16 protein-coding genes and 2 tRNA genes are annotated in these 16,181 nt (G+C 58.6%); 9 read left to right on the top strand and 9 right to left on the bottom strand.

Annotation, left to right across the window (positions count from 1 at the left end):
- Nucleotides 1-6: 6 nt before the first annotated feature.
- From yidC to rpmH, 4 genes are read right to left on the bottom strand one after another with little or no spacing between them, the layout of a single operon-like run.
- Nucleotides 7-984, bottom strand: a complete 978-nt coding sequence (gene yidC, locus QP909_RS10855; RefSeq protein ID WP_049378060.1) for a membrane protein insertase YidC — start codon at nt 982-984, stop codon at nt 7-9.
- Between the two features lie 13 nt (nt 985-997).
- Nucleotides 998-1,213 (bottom strand): membrane protein insertion efficiency factor YidD, encoded by a 216-nt coding sequence (gene yidD, locus QP909_RS10850; RefSeq protein WP_198492273.1) that lies wholly within the window; start codon nt 1,211-1,213, stop codon nt 998-1,000.
- A 47-nt stretch (nt 1,214-1,260) separates the two neighbouring features.
- Nucleotides 1,261-1,623: a ribonuclease P protein component gene (gene rnpA / locus QP909_RS10845; RefSeq protein WP_005326013.1), complete on the bottom strand. Its 363-nt coding sequence runs from the start codon at nt 1,621-1,623 to the stop codon at nt 1,261-1,263.
- 3 nt (nt 1,624-1,626) lie between these two features.
- On the bottom strand, nt 1,627-1,770 hold the full coding sequence (gene rpmH, locus QP909_RS10840; protein ID WP_003847033.1) for a 50S ribosomal protein L34: 144 nt from the start codon (nt 1,768-1,770) through the stop codon (nt 1,627-1,629).
- A 670-nt stretch (nt 1,771-2,440) separates the two neighbouring features.
- On the opposite strand from rpmH, the gene dnaA reads away from it, so the two are divergent.
- The 5 genes from dnaA to gyrB all read left to right on the top strand — a co-directional run bounded on the left by dnaA (nt 2,441) and on the right by gyrB (nt 9,954).
- Nucleotides 2,441-4,078, top strand: a complete 1,638-nt coding sequence (gene dnaA, locus QP909_RS10835; protein ID WP_239274528.1) for a chromosomal replication initiator protein DnaA — start codon at nt 2,441-2,443, stop codon at nt 4,076-4,078.
- 730 nt (nt 4,079-4,808) lie between these two features.
- On the top strand, nt 4,809-5,990 hold the full coding sequence (dnaN, locus tag QP909_RS10830) for a DNA polymerase III subunit beta (RefSeq protein WP_005325994.1): 1,182 nt from the start codon (nt 4,809-4,811) through the stop codon (nt 5,988-5,990).
- Nucleotides 5,990-7,165, top strand: a complete 1,176-nt coding sequence (gene recF, locus QP909_RS10825) for a DNA replication/repair protein RecF (protein ID WP_005325992.1) — start codon at nt 5,990-5,992, stop codon at nt 7,163-7,165. The genes dnaN and recF overlap by 1 nt, the downstream gene beginning before the upstream one ends.
- Nucleotides 7,158-7,727 (top strand): DciA family protein, encoded by a 570-nt coding sequence (locus tag QP909_RS10820; protein WP_150850217.1) that lies wholly within the window; start codon nt 7,158-7,160, stop codon nt 7,725-7,727. Before recF ends, QP909_RS10820 begins: the two co-directional genes overlap by 8 nt.
- Nucleotides 7,728-7,884: 157 nt before the next feature.
- Nucleotides 7,885-9,954, top strand: coding sequence for a DNA topoisomerase (ATP-hydrolyzing) subunit B (gyrB, locus tag QP909_RS10815; protein ID WP_284767236.1), 2,070 nt, complete (start codon nt 7,885-7,887; stop codon nt 9,952-9,954).
- A 69-nt stretch (nt 9,955-10,023) separates the two neighbouring features.
- Here the strand turns inward: gyrB and QP909_RS10810 are convergent, their stop codons facing one another.
- The 5 genes from QP909_RS10810 to QP909_RS10790 are packed head-to-tail and all read right to left on the bottom strand — an operon-like array spanning nt 10,024 to nt 12,883.
- Nucleotides 10,024-11,499, bottom strand: a complete 1,476-nt coding sequence (locus QP909_RS10810; RefSeq protein WP_284767235.1) for an MFS transporter — start codon at nt 11,497-11,499, stop codon at nt 10,024-10,026.
- Nucleotides 11,500-11,541: 42 nt separating this feature from the next.
- Complete coding sequence (locus QP909_RS10805) at nt 11,542-11,979, bottom strand: DUF6918 family protein (protein ID WP_284767234.1); 438 nt, start codon at nt 11,977-11,979, stop codon at nt 11,542-11,544.
- A gap of 20 nt (nt 11,980-11,999) precedes the next feature.
- Nucleotides 12,000-12,356 (bottom strand): hypothetical protein, encoded by a 357-nt coding sequence (locus QP909_RS10800; protein ID WP_284767232.1) that lies wholly within the window; start codon nt 12,354-12,356, stop codon nt 12,000-12,002.
- A 38-nt stretch (nt 12,357-12,394) separates the two neighbouring features.
- Entirely contained in the window at nt 12,395-12,655 is a 261-nt protein-coding gene (locus tag QP909_RS10795) for a cell filamentation protein Fic (protein ID WP_284767231.1), read from the bottom strand.
- Between the two features lie 6 nt (nt 12,656-12,661).
- Complete coding sequence (locus QP909_RS10790) at nt 12,662-12,883, bottom strand: CopG family transcriptional regulator (protein WP_005325982.1); 222 nt, start codon at nt 12,881-12,883, stop codon at nt 12,662-12,664.
- Nucleotides 12,884-12,962: 79 nt separating this feature from the next.
- Here QP909_RS10790 and gyrA point away from each other — a divergent pair, with 79 nt between their 5' ends.
- From gyrA to QP909_RS10770, 4 genes are all read left to right on the top strand, one after another.
- On the top strand, nt 12,963-15,515 hold the full coding sequence (gene gyrA, locus QP909_RS10785) for a DNA gyrase subunit A (RefSeq protein ID WP_284767230.1): 2,553 nt from the start codon (nt 12,963-12,965) through the stop codon (nt 15,513-15,515).
- A 3-nt stretch (nt 15,516-15,518) separates the two neighbouring features.
- Nucleotides 15,519-15,857 carry a DUF3566 domain-containing protein gene (locus QP909_RS10780; protein WP_034667939.1) on the top strand — a complete coding sequence of 113 codons (339 nt, stop codon included), beginning with the start codon at nt 15,519-15,521 and terminating at the stop codon, nt 15,855-15,857.
- A 162-nt stretch (nt 15,858-16,019) separates the two neighbouring features.
- Nucleotides 16,020-16,096, top strand: a tRNA-Ile gene (locus QP909_RS10775).
- 9 nt (nt 16,097-16,105) lie between these two features.
- Nucleotides 16,106-16,178 (top strand) — tRNA-Ala (locus QP909_RS10770).
- The last annotated feature ends 3 nt before the right edge of the window (nt 16,179-16,181 follow it).

The raw sequence follows: 16,181 nt of genomic DNA, 5'->3' as shown, positions 1-16,181 counted from the left end.
CCGTGTTTATTTGTTTTTGCGCTGTTTCTTGGTGCGGTTGTCCTTCTTGCGGGCACCCGGCTTAGGCGCGGAAGTCCGCTTGGCCTCAACCTTAGCGGCTTCCTCTTCTTCTTCCTCGCGGTCCATCTTGGCATAGACGATGCGGGTTTGGAAGAAGGTCCAGACCGTATTGGCCATCATGTAGAACAGCAAACCAATCGGCCAGATGAAGCCGGAGAAAATCAGCATGGCCGGCATGACCCACAGCATCATCTTGGACATCATAGCCATTTGCTGCTGCATCATTTCCGCATTCTGCCCCTGCGGTGCTTGGGTCTTACCAGCGGCACGGCGCTTTTCCTGGCGGTTCAGGCTCATGCGGGCGTTGAAGTGCGTCATGACCGCAATGATGGCGATCATCGGAACGATAATGACGGCTGCCTGGCTGGTGGTCACGCCCTCTACAATCGGCGAGTTCAAGCGCAGGTTGGTCACCAGCGGAACATCGAAAATCTTGGCATCCAAGAACTGCTGGACCAGTTCCGGCTTAAAGATGTAGTTCGCGGTATTAGCATTTTCCTCAATGGACATTGGGTCACCACTGGGATGTCCAAAGCCACCGGCTACCGCCACGGTTCGGTCGAAGGAGCGCAGCACGTGGAACAAACCAACGAACATTGGAATCTGCACGAAGACCGGCAGGCAGCCGGCCATCGGACGAACGCCGGACTCCTTGTAGACCTTCTGCATTTCCTGCGCGGCCTTGGTTTGGTCATTACCGTACTTCGCGCGGATTTCCTGCACCTTAGGCTGGATTTCCTGCATCTTACGCGAGGAACGAATCTGGCTAATGGTCGGCTTGACCATTAGTGCCTTAAGCGTCCAGGTCAGCAGCACAATGGCCAGAATCCAGGTAATGCCCCAGGCAGGGTCCATTACGAGGGACAGCAGCCAGTGCCAGAACCACAAAACGGCCGAAATTGGCCAGTAAATGAAATTAAGCACGAGTGTTTAATCCTCAATTGTTGTTGGTACCCGGGACCGGATCGAATCCGCCCGGATGCCAGGGGCCGCATTTGCAGACCCTGGCTATTGCCATCGCCGTACCCTTGATTGCGCCGTGTTGAGAAAGCGCCTCTAGGGCATAAGCACTGCATGTCGGCTCGAACCGACAGGTCGATACCATCTTAAGGCCAGAGACATACTTTTGGTAGAAACGAACCACTTTGACCATTGGTTTGGCCAATCCTCTGGCTGGGGGAATTTCCTCCCCGCGGGAGTTTAGATATCCCATTGCTTGCGCAGTGCTTTGGCAAGATCTTTTTCTAATTGCTCACTGCTAGCAGTGGCGCTGGCGGGCAAAGCACGGATGACAACGTCCACGCTGGCAGGCAGCTTGGGAATGAATGTCATACACACATGGCGAAGCCGCCGGGAGGTGCGGTGGCGAACCACTGCATTCCCGACGGCTTTAGAAACAATCAGCCCAAATCGCGGCCCAGTGGCGGCGATATCGGCTGCCTTGTCCGTACCTGCGTTGTCGCGCGCATGCACGACGACCGTACGAGTGCCCGCCCGGCGACTGCCCTTCATCGTGCGCCGAAATTGCGTCGGCGACGTGAGCTTGTGCTGGGCTGGAAGCATAACTTATGCAGTCAGCTTTGCGCGGCCCTTCTTGCGACGAGCTGCAACAATGGCGCGACCTGCACGAGTGCTCATGCGGGTGCGGAAGCCGTGCTTGCGAGCACGACGACGGTTGTTCGGCTGGAACGTGCGCTTACCCTTTGCCACGTTAATTCTCCTTGAAGTTGTGCGTAGGCACACCACCGCGATGCAGCGGCACGCCCACTGATGAATAGATTCCATGAACCTGACGCATCACAGTCTCTCCGGTGCACGGCGAGCCGACGGGCCCAGCCGGTGCGAGGTGACGCTGTCACTTTCACGCGCAACTCTTTGTTGCAATAGACCATGCCAGATTACGTGATTTCTGCCGCTGGGAACAAATCGACACCCGGGTACACCCGAAATTACATAAATGTTTTTTCCTGCAGCTAGAGGGCCAGATTCTGCGCTCTTGCTGCACCTAATCCATCACGCAGTAAGACCCACCCCAACCCACACCCGGGTGGTGAATTTTTCTCGCTAGACACACCCGCCGTTTCGGCGGTAGAACAGAAGAATCAAATTCCACAGCCCAACCGGTCATGTGGATAACTCTAAATCAGCGCTTGAGACTTTTGTAGTTTCCGCAGCATAGGGCCATAAACTAGCCAATGAAGAGTTATCCACAGTCATGAACTAAGCTGTGAATAACTATTTAATCCACACCTGTGGATAACTCTGTGGAGATCGAGGTGACTCGATAAAAACCGATGTGAAAACCACGGTGGAATCCGCAGTGAAAATTGTTATTCAATGTCCACCCGTCCCCGACTAAATTCCACAAAGGTAGCCTGTTGTGACTGACCCACAAGCGAACCTGCATGCCGTTTGGCGCGCGGTCGTTGATGACCTGCTCGCACAATCCGAGCAACCCAATTCCGAGGTCCCTAGTTTTTCGCACTCACAGCGCCTTTACCTCCAACTGGTTCGCCCCATCATGATGGTCGAGGGCTACACCCTCGTCGCCGCCGAGAACCTGGATGCCAAAAATGTGGTCGAAAATGAGTTGGGCGAGCACATCGCCAAGGCCCTAACCCGCCACCTAGGCCGGCCGTGTTCCTTTGCGGTTACCCTTGCCACTCCGCAAGAGCCACAGCCGCCGGCCGCGGACCCTGCACCACAGCCAGCACCCCCTCAACAACAGCAACCGCCTCAAGCGCAACCGCCGCAGAACACGGAATCTACCCAGAACTACATTCCGCGCCCGCAGCAAACGGATGCCGCTGCACAGCAGGCCCCTTCCCAGAACAATTGGCAGTCGAGTCACGCCCCTGCAAGCCTAGATGAGTTGGCCCAGCACTATAACCAACAGCAGGCAGAATCCGCGGGAAATTTCTCCGGTGCTGCCACCAATTCTGCCCGCATCCCGCGCGAGGCCCCGGCGCACGATCCCAACCGTGAAACTTCCCTCAATCCAAAGCACACCTTCGATAGCTTCGTGATCGGTTCTTCGAATCGTTTTGCCAATGGTGCCGCCGTGGCTGTGGCTGAGAATCCCGCCCGTGCGTACAACCCACTATTTATCTGGGGTGGCTCTGGTCTGGGTAAAACGCACCTTTTGCATGCCGCCGGCAATTACGCCCAGGTACTGCATCCGGGTCTGCGCGTGAAGTATGTGTCTTCGGAAGAATTCACGAATGACTATATTAATTCCCTGCGCGATGACCGTCAGGAATCATTCAAGCGGCGCTACCGCAATCTCGACATTTTGATGGTCGATGACATCCAGTTCTTGGAAGGCAAAGAATCCACCCAGGAAGAGTTCTTCCATACTTTCAATGCGCTGCACCAAGCCAATAAGCAGATCATTTTGTCCTCGGACCGCCCACCGAAGCAACTAACCACGCTGGAAGATCGCCTCCGCACCCGCTTTGAAGGCGGTCTTATCACCGATATTCAGCCGCCAGATCTAGAAACGCGTATCGCGATTTTGATGAAGAAGGCGGCCAATGACGGCACCGAAGTGGATCGCTCCGTGCTTGAGCTCATTGCCTCGCGTTTTGAGTCATCTATTCGTGAGCTCGAGGGCGCACTGATCCGCGTCTCGGCCTATTCCTCCCTGGTAAATGAGCCGATCAACGTGGAGATGGCAGAAATCGCGTTGCGCGATTTGGCCCCAGATTCCGCCGATAGGCAAATCACCGCTACCTCGATCATGGAGGTCACGGCAGAATTCTTCGATATTGATGTAGAAACTCTGCGCGGTGCTGGCAAAAAGCGTGCGGTGGCGCATGCGCGCCAGTTGGCTATGTATTTGTGCCGCGAACTTACCGAGCTATCCCTTCCCAAGATCGGTGAACAGTTCGGCGGCAAGGACCACACCACCGTCATTTACGCGGATCGCAAGATCCGCAAAGAGATGACTGAAAAGCGCAATACCTACGACGAGATCCAGGCGCTTACCCAGCGCATCAAGAATCGCGGTCGCGCCTAAATTTCTCTACCGCTGCTTCAGCGCCTTCCTTATATAAAGGAGGGCGCTTTTGTCTGCCCTTTGTCACTTCTCGCATTCTGCTCGCACTACTTAAAGGTGAAACCAGAACTACAGATCCGAAATTCTTGGTGAGACGTCGAAACCTGGTTCAAACCGTCCCCACAGCAGCCTGCACACTCTTGTAATTCCACAAAGAACCCGCCAGATCCGCGAGAAATAATCTCTTAACTGGGAAAAGAGTTATCCACAGCGTTATTCACACTTGTGTAATTCCATCTTTGTAATTCATAGATCTTACTCACAGTTTTAAATTCCACAGGCTCTATGCTGGGAGAACCGCCCTGTGATCAGTGCTGTGTGTAGATCGGTGATCAAATGACAAAACCTGTGGATAAAACGGCGATCCCACTAGTTGTCCACAATTCGCCCCGATTGATCACAGCAAGATCACAAGAATTAGCACACCCCGGATCTGCGGCTTGAACTTGTCATTTACCTAGTTACCCACAGATCCCACAGCGCTTATTACTACTACTAAATTATTTCTCTGATCTGTATAGAAGAAAGAGGGTGTGTGGAATTCGGCCCGGCCTGCCTTCAGCCAGGCGCGGATCGGGCGGGCAAAGATGGAATTACACGTTGTGGCGCACCGCGCCCGATGCGGTAAGTTGGAAGCCAGTCTTTTGTAAGTAACAAATTTCCTACTTGCCCCAGAGGAGCTCTTCGCACCATGGATGAAGCCGTGTCATTTCGCGTTGCCAAAGATGACCTTGCCAACGCCGTAGCGTGGGTTGCTCGCAGCCTGCCGTCCAAGGTCACCCAGCCCGTGCTCCGCGCGATGCTGATCACCGCGGATGACAATGGTCTTGAGTTCACTGGCTTCGATTACGAGGTGTCCACCCGCGTCCGTATCGCCGGCATGGTGGATGAACCCGGACAGATCGCCGTTGCCGGCAAGCTCCTCTCTGACATCGTCGCTTCCCTGCCCAACAAGGAAGTGGAGATCTCCCAGGTAGATTCCAAGGCACTGGTTACCTGTGGTTCTTCCCGCTTTGAGCTGCCACTGATCCCTCTGGATGATTACCCGCAGCTTCCGGTCCTGCCGGAGGTTACCGGCACCATTCAGCCACAGCTGTTCGTCGAGGCTATCCATCAGGTCGCCGCCGCGGCCGGCAAGGATGACACCCTGCCCATGCTCACCGGTGTGCACATGGATATTCGCGGCAAGGACATTGAGATGACGGCGACGGACCGCTTCCGCCTGGCCATGCGCACCTTGGAATGGGAGCCGAAGTCGCCGGATGTAGAAGCGAAACTCTTGGTGCCGGCGAAGACCCTGCAGGAAACCGGTCGTTCCTTGGATCCGCACCTGAATATCCCAGTGGAAATCGCTGTGGGCACCGATGACAATATTGGTGCCGATGGCCTCTTTGGCCTGCACGCGGATAATCGCGAGACCACCACGCGCATGCTGGATGCGGACTTCCCTAATGTGCAGCCGCTGCTGCCGAAGAATCACACCAATATTGCCTCCATTGAGGTCGCCCCGCTGCAGGAAGCAATTCGCCGCGTGTCTTTGCTGACGGATCGCAACGCGCAGATTCGGATGGAATTCGCCGATGGCCAGGTTACCCTTTCCGCCGGTGCGGATGCTGGTAACGCCACCGAGACCCTGCCGTGCGCATTCCATGGCCGCGATGAATTCCTCATCGCCTTTAATCCGGGCTACCTCAAGGATGGCTTGGGCGTCATCAATACCGACCGCGTGGTCTTCGGCTTTACCGAGCCTTCGCGCCCAGCCATCATGATCCCAGAACCGGAAGAGCTGCCTGAGGCCGATGAAGATGGCAACTTCCCCACGCCGGAGACCAACTTCACCTACCTGCTCATGCCGGTTCGCCTGCCGGGCTAATGTACGTCAGGGATCTCGATGTTCGGGATTTTCGCTCGTGGCCCGAACTTAATGTGCAGCTAGGGCCGGGGATCACCCTTTTTGTCGGGCGCAATGGCTTTGGCAAGACTAATATCGTTGAGGCCATTGGCTATACCGCCCACCTTTCCTCCCACCGCGTTTCTCACGATGCACCGCTGGTTCGCCAGGGCGCGGACAGCGCGCGGGTATCCATTACCGCGGTGAACCAAGGCCGCGAGCTTACTACCCATTTGCTGATTAAGCCCCACGCGGCCAACCAAGCGCAGATTAATCGCACCCGCCTGCGCAGCCCTCGTGAGTTGCTGGGCGTGGTAAAAACTGTGCTCTTTTCCCCGGAGGACTTGGCCCTGGTGCGCGGGGAGCCGGCCGGGCGCCGCGCCTACCTCGATAGCATCATTGCCTCGCGGACTCCGCGCCTAGCGGGCGTGAAGGCCGACTACGACAAGGTGCTCAAGCAGCGCAATGCCCTGCTGAAATCGGCTTCCGGCAGCCTGCGCCGCGGCTATTCCGATAGCGATGGCGCTGCTGCGTTGGCCACCTTGGATACCTGGGATGCGCAGCTTGCCCGGCTCGGTGCCCAGGTGATCGCCGCACGCCTTGCGCTTGTCGACGCCCTCTTGGACCACATCCCCGCCGCCTATTCCGGCCTGGCGCCAGAATCGCGGCCGGCGCACGTGGAGTATAAGTCCACGATCGATACCTCCGATCGCGAGGTGTTAGAGGCCGTGCTGCTCACCGAGTTGGCCGCCGCCCGGCAGCGCGAGATTGAACGCGGCATTTCTCTGGTGGGCCCGCACCGCGATGATCTGGTGCTCAACCTGGGCGATCAGCCGGCTAAGGGCTTTGCCAGCCACGGCGAGACGTGGTCCTATGCCATCGCGCTGCGCCTGGCGGAATTCAACCTCCTGCGCCAGGAGGGAGGATCGGATCCGGTGCTCATCTTGGATGATGTCTTTGCCGAGCTCGACGCCAAGCGCCGCAAGCAGCTGGTCCACTTGGCCGCCGAGGCCGAGCAGGTACTTATCACCGCGGCAGTGGATGAGGATCTGCCCGGAAACTTGGAACCCATCGTGCGCTACCGCGTGAGCGTAGAAGATACCGAGACCGGTCGCATCTCCAAGCTCAGCGCCGAGGAAGGTGAAGGGAATGAGTGAGGATCAAGGGGGCGTCGGCAAGCAGCGCATTGATCCCGTCACCCAGTACTTCAAGCTGGTTCGGTCCACCTCCAAGAACCCGCCGAAGCTGACCCGTCCGGTGCCGAAGATGCCGGTGCCTTCGCTGGAGAAGGCGCAAAAGCAGGGGTATATGGGCTATCAACGGGGCTTACCCACTGGCCCGGATGGCAGGAAGAAGCGGCGCACCCTGGCCGTGCCGAGCCTGGGATCCCAAATTAACCGCGAGGTGGTCAATCGTGGGTGGGAGCATGATCTGGCCAATGGTTGGGTGATGGGCAATTGGGAGCATTTGGTGGGCGAGCGCATCGCCGCGCATACGCAGCCGCAGCGGATTAAGGACAAGATTGTCTACGTATCCTGCGATAACTCCACGTGGGCAACGGAGCTGCGCTACCTGCAACGGCAAATCCTGCGGAAAATCTCTGACCGCCTAGGCCCCGATGTCATCGTGGAACTGCGGATTCACGGGCCGAAACAAAGGCGCAATTATGAGGGGCGGCAGTGGGTCAAACCGCAAGGATCACAAGATACATACGGCTAATAGGCTGAGGTTTACTCAGACCTGCACAATGTAAATAACCTCAGAGCGCGCCAGATTCCTATCTCTCACGGGTGTGGGGTGTCTTTCAGTAGGGGGTATCCGTGTAGAATAGTCAAGGTCTTAGAATTAGCTATAGCCAAAAGGAGAGCACGAATCCGTGGCTGAAGAACACGCATATGATGCTGGGTCAATTACGATCCTGGAGGGCCTCGAGGCCGTCCGTAAGCGCCCCGGCATGTACATTGGTTCGACCGGTTCGCGCGGCCTGCACCACCTCATTTGGGAGATTGTTGATAACTCCGTCGATGAGGCCATGGCCGGCTACGCCGATAAGGTTACCGTCAAGCTGCTGGAGGATGGCGGCGTAGAGGTCATCGATAATGGCCGTGGCATTCCGGTAGAAATGCACGCCTCTGGTGCACCTACCGTCCAGGTGGTCATGACCCAGCTGCACGCCGGCGGTAAGTTCGACTCCGACTCCTACGCCGTTTCCGGCGGCCTGCATGGTGTCGGTATTTCCGTGGTCAACGCGCTTTCTACCCGCGTGGAGGCGGAGATTAAGCGCGACGGCAAGCACTGGTACCAAAACTTCCAGAACGCCATCCCGGACGAGCTCGTTGAGGGCGGCAACGCCCGCGGCACGGGCACCAAGATCCGCTTTTGGGCGGACCCGGAAGTTTTTGAAACTACCGAATACGATTACGACACCATTGCCCGCCGCCTGCAGGAAATGGCCTTCCTGAATAAGGGCCTGAGCATTGAGCTCATTGACGAGCGCGTCACCGAAGAGCAGATCGAGCTGGAAGAAATCGCCGATGCAGAATCCGGCGAAACCAGCGCGGATGAAACCTCCTTCGACGATGCCCCAGACGCCGGCGATACCTTTAACGAGGAATCCGGCGAGGCGAAGGATGCTGCGGCAGAAAAGAAGCGCCGCAAGAAGGTTACCTTCCACTACCCGGATGGCTTGACCGACTACGTCAAGTACCTCAATAAGTCCAAGACTGCGATCCACCCGACCATCGTTTCCTTCGATGCGAAGGGCGAGGATCACGAGGTAGAGGTAGCGCTGCAGTGGAACCAGGGCTATAAGCAGTCCGTGCACACCTTTGCCAATACCATCAATACCCACGAGGGCGGCACGCACGAAGAGGGCTTCCGTGCGGCCTTGACCTCCCTGATGAACCGCTATGCCAAGGAGCATAAGCTCCTCAAGGAAAAGGACGGTAACCTCTCCGGCGATGACTGCCGCGAAGGTTTGGCGGCTGTTATTTCCGTCAAGGTGGGCGATCCGCAGTTCGAGGGCCAGACCAAGACCAAGCTGGGCAATTCCGAGATCAAGGGCTTTGTCCAGCGCGCGGTCAACGAGCACGTCAATGACTGGTTTGATGCCAACCCGGCTGAGGCTAAGGCCATTATCAATAAGGCTGTGTCCTCCGCGCATGCTCGCATGGCTGCCCGCAAGGCTCGCGAGATGGTGCGCCGCAAGTCCGCCACCGACCTCGGCGGCCTGCCAGGCAAGCTTGCCGATTGTCGCTCGAAGGATCCGAAGATTTCTGAGCTCTACATCGTGGAGGGTGACTCCGCAGGTGGCTCCGCTAAGGGTGGCCGCGATTCCATGTTCCAGGCCATCCTGCCGCTGCGCGGCAAGATCCTGAACGTGGAGAAGGCCCGCATGGATAAGGTCCTCAAGAATGCCGAGGTCCAGGCGATTATTACCGCGCTGGGTACCGGCATCCACGAGGAATTCGATATCAAGAAGCTGCGCTACGACAAGATCGTGCTCATGGCCGATGCCGACGTGGACGGCCAGCACATTGCCACGCTGCTTCTGACCTTGCTCTTCCGCTTCATGCCGCAGCTGGTTGAGGATGGCCACGTGTTTCTGGCTAACCCGCCGCTGTACAAGCTCAAGTGGTCTAAGGGTACTCCGGGCTATGCTTTTTCCGACGCCGAGCGCGATAAGCTGCTGGCCGAGGGCCTGGAGCAGAACCGCAAGATCAATAAGGATGACGGCATCCAGCGTTACAAGGGTCTGGGCGAGATGAACGCCGCCGAGCTGTGGGAGACCACGCTTGACCCGAGCACCCGCATCCTGCGCCGCGTGGATCTGGAAGACGCGCAGCGTGCCGATGAGCTCTTCTCCATCCTCATGGGTGATGATGTCTCGGCTCGCCGCTCCTTCATTACCCGCCGCGCGAAGGACGTCCGCTTCCTGGATATCTAAAGCGCAGCATGAAGCCCACCGTGGAATAACCGCGGTGGGCTTTAATTGTGGCGTCGGAAAGCACTGGGCCTAGGTCTGGGAGCTGCGCTGATCCGCTATGGCGAATCCTAGGGAAGCGAGGCACATGGCGAGGATGACGCCGAAGCCGGCAATGATGGACAGCGGCCAGTCGGCGCTCGTGCCGTGCAAGGTGGAAAAAACGATGGCCGTAATAACGGCAAGTCCAATGGCCGTACCGATGCGCTGGCCGGTCTGGAGAACAGCGCCGGACGAGCCGGCGTAGGCCTGTGGAACATGCGTCAAGGTGAGCGTTTGGTTGGGGGAGATGACCGAGCCTTGCCCGCCGCCAACAAAGGCCAGCGAAAGGATCATCCACCATTCACTAGCGCCCCATTGCTCGGTGGCCCAGATAAGCGCAATGGTGGCAATGAGGCCGGCGATGGTCACGAGCATGCCCAACACCACGACCTTGCGGCCGTGGACGGATACGGATCGGCCGGCCAGCGTGGCAGATATGGAGCTCAACAAGGCAGCTGGAATGCCTACGGAGCCGGCCGCCAGGGCAGAGTGTCCGAGTCCGCTTTGGAAGTAAAGTGCCACGAGCACCCAAATGCTGGTAATACCCATAAACCACAAGGTGGCGATGATGGTGCCATTGCGAAAACTCGGGGTGGCGAAGATAGTGAGATCCACCATTGGCGGATGGCCGGTGGCCTTGTGGTGGCGCTCCCACAGCACCCATCCCACAAGGAGGACGGCACCCAGCAGCAGGAGCCACCATACAGCCGGGGAGGCGGAGGATTCCATGAAGGGGAAGAGGATGGCCCACACCGCAGCGCCGAGAATCACCGCACCGATGGGATCCAGGGTGGCGAGGGCCTTGAAGATGCCCAGTTTATTGCCGTTTTCATCGCGCACGCGGGAAAACAGCGGCCGCGGAAACCACAGCAATCCTAAGATGATGGCAATAAGGCCGACGGGGAAATTGACCAGCATGGTCAGCCGCCAGCCTAGGTCCGCGCCGCCGAGGCGGATGAGCAGGCCGCCCAGTACCGGTCCGATGGCCACGGCGATGCCCACCGTGGAGCCAAAGTAGCCGAAGGCGCGGGCGCGCTCCGGACCGCGGAAGTATTGCTGGATCATGCCCACGCCCTGCGGATTGAGCAGCCCAGCGCCTATGCCTTGAATAAAGCGGGCGGCGTTGAGCGCTTCCGCGTTGGGGGCAAAGCCGGCGACAGCGGCGCTGAGGGAATAGATAGCGATGCCCGCTAGAAAAATGCCGCCGCGGCCGACGAGATCTCCGGCGCGGCCGGCCGCCACAAGGATGACACCAAAGGTGAGCGCATAGCCGGAGAGTACCCATTGCACATCAGACTCAGAGGCTCCCAGGCCCGATTGAATCGAGGGCAGGGCTACGTTCACGATGGACACGCTCAGCAGGGACATGAACAGCGCCGTGAGCAAAACGATAAGTACCCGCCAGCGGGCGGGATCCTGGCCGGCGGGGTACTCGGTCTGGTTAGCTGCGGAAGTAGTCACTTCCACACTTATACTCTGCGGTTTGATTTAGGTTCAAGCGTGCGGAGGCTACATGTGCTTTTGCAGCACGCGGCCGAAATCCGGGACCGCAGGGGTGAGGAATTTCGAGGCCTTACCGCGCAAGGAGTTATAAGGCTTAGACAGCGCGGGGGAGTTAATCTGCTGGGCGTGCTTATCGGCGACCGACATAATGGAATCGCTCACCTGGGCGCTGCGCGGCTCCAGGAAGGAACCGAAATCCTGCTCGGAACTTTCCGAAAATTCCTGCCAGTGCGGATCCAGGGCATCCAGGACATCCGGCAACACGCGGCCTAGGGCCTTGGTAATGATGGCGGAGTCGACCTTCTTGGCGGCGGCGACGGCGCCCTTGAGCGCCATGCCGGTAATGCCCGATTGCTTGGCGACGACCCCCTCAACCAGCTCGCCGCAATCGCTAATCACCGCAGTGCGCTGCGGACCTGACATAAGTTCAGAAAGATGTGCCATGCTGCACCACCTTACGCGAGTTAGGCGGGCTGACCCGGCAGGCCAGGGAGGGTGGCCTGAATGGCAGCAATCTGATCAGCAATCTGGTTCAAGCCCGCATCGCGCGCAGCCTTCTCCAAATCGACATTAGGGGAGTAGAGGGCTACTGCGCTGGCCAGCGCGGTGACGCCCACGGCCGCGGCGGTGATAATCAAGGTGAGATCCAGCTGGGAAGAACCGGTAGAGGAACCACCGGCCTCGCCCGGCTGAAAGTCCGGATTTACCGTTTCTTTCCAGGAATCGGCATCAGCGGCGGTGGCGGTAGGAGCAGTGACGGCGGTGGCAGCTAGCGCCACGGCGGTCAGGCTCGAGGCAGCAATCTTCTTGCAGCGGGACATGGTGGTAGTTCCTTTCTTGGGTCACTATCCCCAGTAACTTAGGTAACTTCTTTAACACTAAGGTAGACGCGCGCGCTGAACTTTGCGAACTCTGCGTTATACCCGCTCAGCGCCGGCACGCGGGCTAATACCTCTGCCATGGCGCGGGCGGCATCGCGGTGGTTGTCATGAATGGCTATTCCCTCCACCTTGGCGGTGCTGGCCGCTGCCGCGGCCGCCAGGGTAGCGAAGTTGGTGATGCGGACGTTAAAGCGAGCGCAAAACTCGCGGGCCAAGAGGTAGAGCTGTTCAGTAGTCATGCTTGCCTAGGACTGTGCGGGCCGGGCACGGCGGATTTCCGCCTCCAGCTCAGCGCGGCCGGGGAGGAGGGCGCGGGCGGTGGACTGCACGTGGGCATCGGCAAGCGTGCGGGCTGCGGCCGCAACAATGGCGCGCACCACCGCCTCGTGCTTGGAGGTGCCCTGCGCGGAGGCCAGTAGCGTCAGCGCGTGATCCTGTTCGTCCGTAAGTCGCAATGTCATTGCCATGCCTCAAGTGATACCACGGTGATACCACCCGTGCGGCAATTCGAGCCCTTAAAGGCGCTAGAGGGTAGGATTTGGGGTTATGAGTGACAATAACGACGATCTTTTTGATCGCATATTTCCCATTGACATTAATGAGGAGATGGAGTCGAGCTACATCGACTACGCCATGTCCGTCATCGTCGGCCGTGCGCTGCCGGAGGTGCGCGATGGCCTGAAGCCGGTGCACCGCCGTATCCTCTACGCGATGTTCGATTCCGGTTACCGCCCGGAGCGCGGCTACGTGAAGTCCGCCCGTCCGGTCTCGGACACCATGGGTCAGTTCCACCCGCACGGTGACGTCGCTATTTATGACACCTTGGTGCGTCTAGCCCAGTCCTGGAACATGCGCTACCCACTGGTGGATGGCCAGGGTAACTTCGGTTCCCGCGGCAACGATGGCCCAGCAGCAATGCGCTATACGGAGTGTAAGCTCACCCCGTTGGCCATGGAGATGGTGCGCGATATCCGCGAGAACACCGTGGACTTCTCGCCCAACTACGATGGCAAGACCAGTGAGCCAGACGTCCTGCCGTCCCGCGTTCCGAACCTGCTCATGAACGGTTCTGGCGGCATTGCCGTGGGTATGGCCACCAATATCCCGCCGCATAACCTCAATGAGCTGGCCGAGGCCATCTACTGGATGCTGGATAACCCAGACGCCGATGAAGAGGCTGCGCTGGAAGCCTGCATGGAACGCGTCAAGGGCCCGGATTTCCCCACCGCCGGCCTCATTGTGGGCGATCAGGGCATCAAGGATGCCTACACCACCGGCCGCGGCTCCATCCGCATGCGCGGTGTGACCTCCATCGAGGAGTCTGGCTCCCGTCAGACCATCGTGATTACCGAGCTGCCGTTCCAGGTCAACCCGGATAACCTCATCTCCAATATCGCGGAGTCCGTGGCCAGCGGCAAGATTGCGGGCATTTCCAAGATTGAGGATGAGTCCTCTGACCGCGTGGGCATGCGCATCGTGGTCACCCTCAAGCGCGACGCTGTGGCTCGCGTGGTGCTCAATAACCTCTACAAGCACTCCCAGCTGCAGACCTCCTTCGGTGCCAACATGCTCTCCATTGTGGACGGCGTGCCGCGCACCCTCCGCCTGGATCAGATGCTGCGCTACTACGTGGAGCACCAGATCGAGGTCATCGTTCGCCGTACCCAGTACCGCTTGAACGAGGCCGAGAAGCGCGCCCACATCTTGCGCGGTTTGGTCAAGGCACTGGACATGCTGGATGAGGTCATCGCCCTTATCCGCCGTTCGCCCACCGTGGACGAGGCTCGCGAAGGCTTGAAGGAGCTTCTCGACGTCGACGATATCCAGGCCGATGCCATCCTGGCCATGCAGCTGCGCAAGCTGGCTGCTCTGGAGCGCCAGAAGATTATCGACGAGTTGGCCGAGATCGAGCGCGAGATCGCCGACCTGAAGGACATCCTCGCCCGCGAGGAGCGCCAGCGTCAGATTGTCCACGATGAGCTGGCAGAGATCGTCGATAAGTATGGTGATGAACGCCGCACCGAGATCATCCCGGCCACCGGCGATGTCACCGATGAGGACCTCATTGCCCGCGAGAACGTCGTGGTCACCATTACCTCTACCGGCTACGCTAAGCGCACCAAGGTGGATTCCTATAAGGCACAAAAGCGTGGCGGCAAGGGCGTGCGCGGCGCTGAGCTCAAGCAGGACGATATTGTGAAGAACTTCTTCGTCTGCTCCACGCACGACTGGATCTTGTTCTTTACCAACTTCGGCCGTGTTTACCGCCTCAAGGCTTATGAACTGCCAGAGGGCGGTCGCGCTGCTCGTGGCCAGCACGTGGCAAACCTGCTGGAATTCCAGCCGGAAGAAAAGATTGCCCAGGTTATCCAGATCCAGTCCTACGAGGACGCTCCTTACCTGGTTCTCGCCACCCAGCAGGGCCGCGTGAAGAAGTCCCGTTTGACCGATTATGAGTCCGCGCGTTCCGCTGGCCTTATCGCCATCAACCTCAACGAGGGCGATGCTCTCATTGGCGCACAGCTCGTCTCCGAGGGCGATGACATCCTGCTTACCTCCGAGCAGGGCCAAGCTATCCGCTTTACTGCCGACGACGACCAGCTGCGCCCCATGGGCCGCGCTACCGCTGGTGTGAAGGGCATGCGTTTCCGCGGCGATGACCAGCTGCTGTCCATGTCCGTGGTCCACGATGGCGAGTTCCTCTTGGTTGCCACCTCCGGCGGCTACGGCAAGCGCACCGCCATTGAGGAATACACCACCCAGGGCCGCGGTGGCCTTGGCGTTATGACCTTCAAGTACACCCCGAAGCGCGGCAAGCTTATCGGCGCCATCTCTGTGGATGAGGACGATGAAATCTTTGCCATTACCTCCGCCGGCGGCGTCATCCGCACCGAGGTGGACCAGATTCGTCCGTCCTCCCGTGCGACCATGGGCGTGCGTTTGGTGAACTTGGCTGACGACGTCGAACTGCTTGCCATCGACCGCAACGTTGAAGAAGATGGTGAGGAAGACGCTCAGGCTGTAGCCAAGGGCGAAAAGACCGTGGATGAGGTCCAGCAGGAGCACAAGGCTGGCGATGCTTCCAAGGATGAGGAGTAATTAATGGCACGACGAGACGTAACGATTACGCGAATCTCGCCCACCTCCGCGTTCCGCGTCGGTCTGGCCCTGTCACTCGTCGGACTGATCGCCTGGATGCTGGCCGTATGCCTGCTTTATATTGGCCTGAACCAGGTGGGGATTTGGGAATCGCTCAATAGCCTCGTCGGCGGCGTCGGCGGAGGGTTCGAGGTCACCTTCGGTGTCGTCATCTCCGCCTCCGCGCTCATCGGCGTTATTTTCGCCGTTCTCCTTACATTGCTGGCGCCTCTGATGGCGGTTATTTATAACGCCATCGTGGACGTCTTTGGCGGCCTGCGAGTCGACCTAGACAACCGCTAGCGCCTCTCTCGCCATAGCGGATGCCGGCACCTTCGGGTGCCGGCATTTTCCTTTCTTCAGCAGGAATCTTTCTCCTTTGTTTGATGGCGTAAAATGCTCATTGAGCAGGCGATTTGTATAAATCCGGGGATAGTATGTAGAGTTAATTCTCGTTCCGCACAAGGGCCTATAGCTCAGTCGGTTAGAGCGCATCGCTGATAACGATGAGGTCGCTGGTTCGATTCCAGCTAGGCCCACCACGGAACAATGGGGCATTAGCTCAATTGGTAGAGCATCTGCTTTGCAAGCAGAAGGTCAGGAGTTCGATTCTCCTATGCTCCACAG

Source organism: Corynebacterium sp. MSK195, from assembly GCF_030228885.1.
Taxonomy (GTDB): domain Bacteria; phylum Actinomycetota; class Actinomycetes; order Mycobacteriales; family Mycobacteriaceae; genus Corynebacterium.
Note: the sequence above shows the minus strand (reverse complement) of the source record. Positions and strands in the feature narration are given on the sequence as shown.

Bases quoted from the DNA above. Each gene is read 5' to 3' on its own strand.
- recF (WP_005325992.1), top strand. From the start codon at position 5,990: ATGTACGTCAGGGATCTCGATGTTCGGGATTTTCGCTCGTGGCCCGAA.
- yidD (WP_198492273.1), bottom strand. From the start codon at position 1,213: ATGGTCAAAGTGGTTCGTTTCTACCAAAAGTATGTCTCTGGCCTTAAG.
- QP909_RS10790 (WP_005325982.1), bottom strand. From the start codon at position 12,883: ATGGCAATGACATTGCGACTTACGGACGAACAGGATCACGCGCTGACG.
- QP909_RS10795 (WP_284767231.1), bottom strand. From the start codon at position 12,655: ATGACTACTGAACAGCTCTACCTCTTGGCCCGCGAGTTTTGCGCTCGC.
- dnaN (WP_005325994.1), top strand. From the start codon at position 4,809: ATGGATGAAGCCGTGTCATTTCGCGTTGCCAAAGATGACCTTGCCAAC.
- QP909_RS10820 (WP_150850217.1), top strand. From the start codon at position 7,158: ATGAGTGAGGATCAAGGGGGCGTCGGCAAGCAGCGCATTGATCCCGTC.
- rnpA (WP_005326013.1), bottom strand. From the start codon at position 1,623: ATGCTTCCAGCCCAGCACAAGCTCACGTCGCCGACGCAATTTCGGCGC.
- QP909_RS10805 (WP_284767234.1), bottom strand. From the start codon at position 11,979: ATGGCACATCTTTCTGAACTTATGTCAGGTCCGCAGCGCACTGCGGTG.
- QP909_RS10800 (WP_284767232.1), bottom strand. From the start codon at position 12,356: ATGTCCCGCTGCAAGAAGATTGCTGCCTCGAGCCTGACCGCCGTGGCG.
- QP909_RS10780 (WP_034667939.1), top strand. From the start codon at position 15,519: ATGGCACGACGAGACGTAACGATTACGCGAATCTCGCCCACCTCCGCG.
- gyrA (WP_284767230.1), top strand. From the start codon at position 12,963: ATGAGTGACAATAACGACGATCTTTTTGATCGCATATTTCCCATTGAC.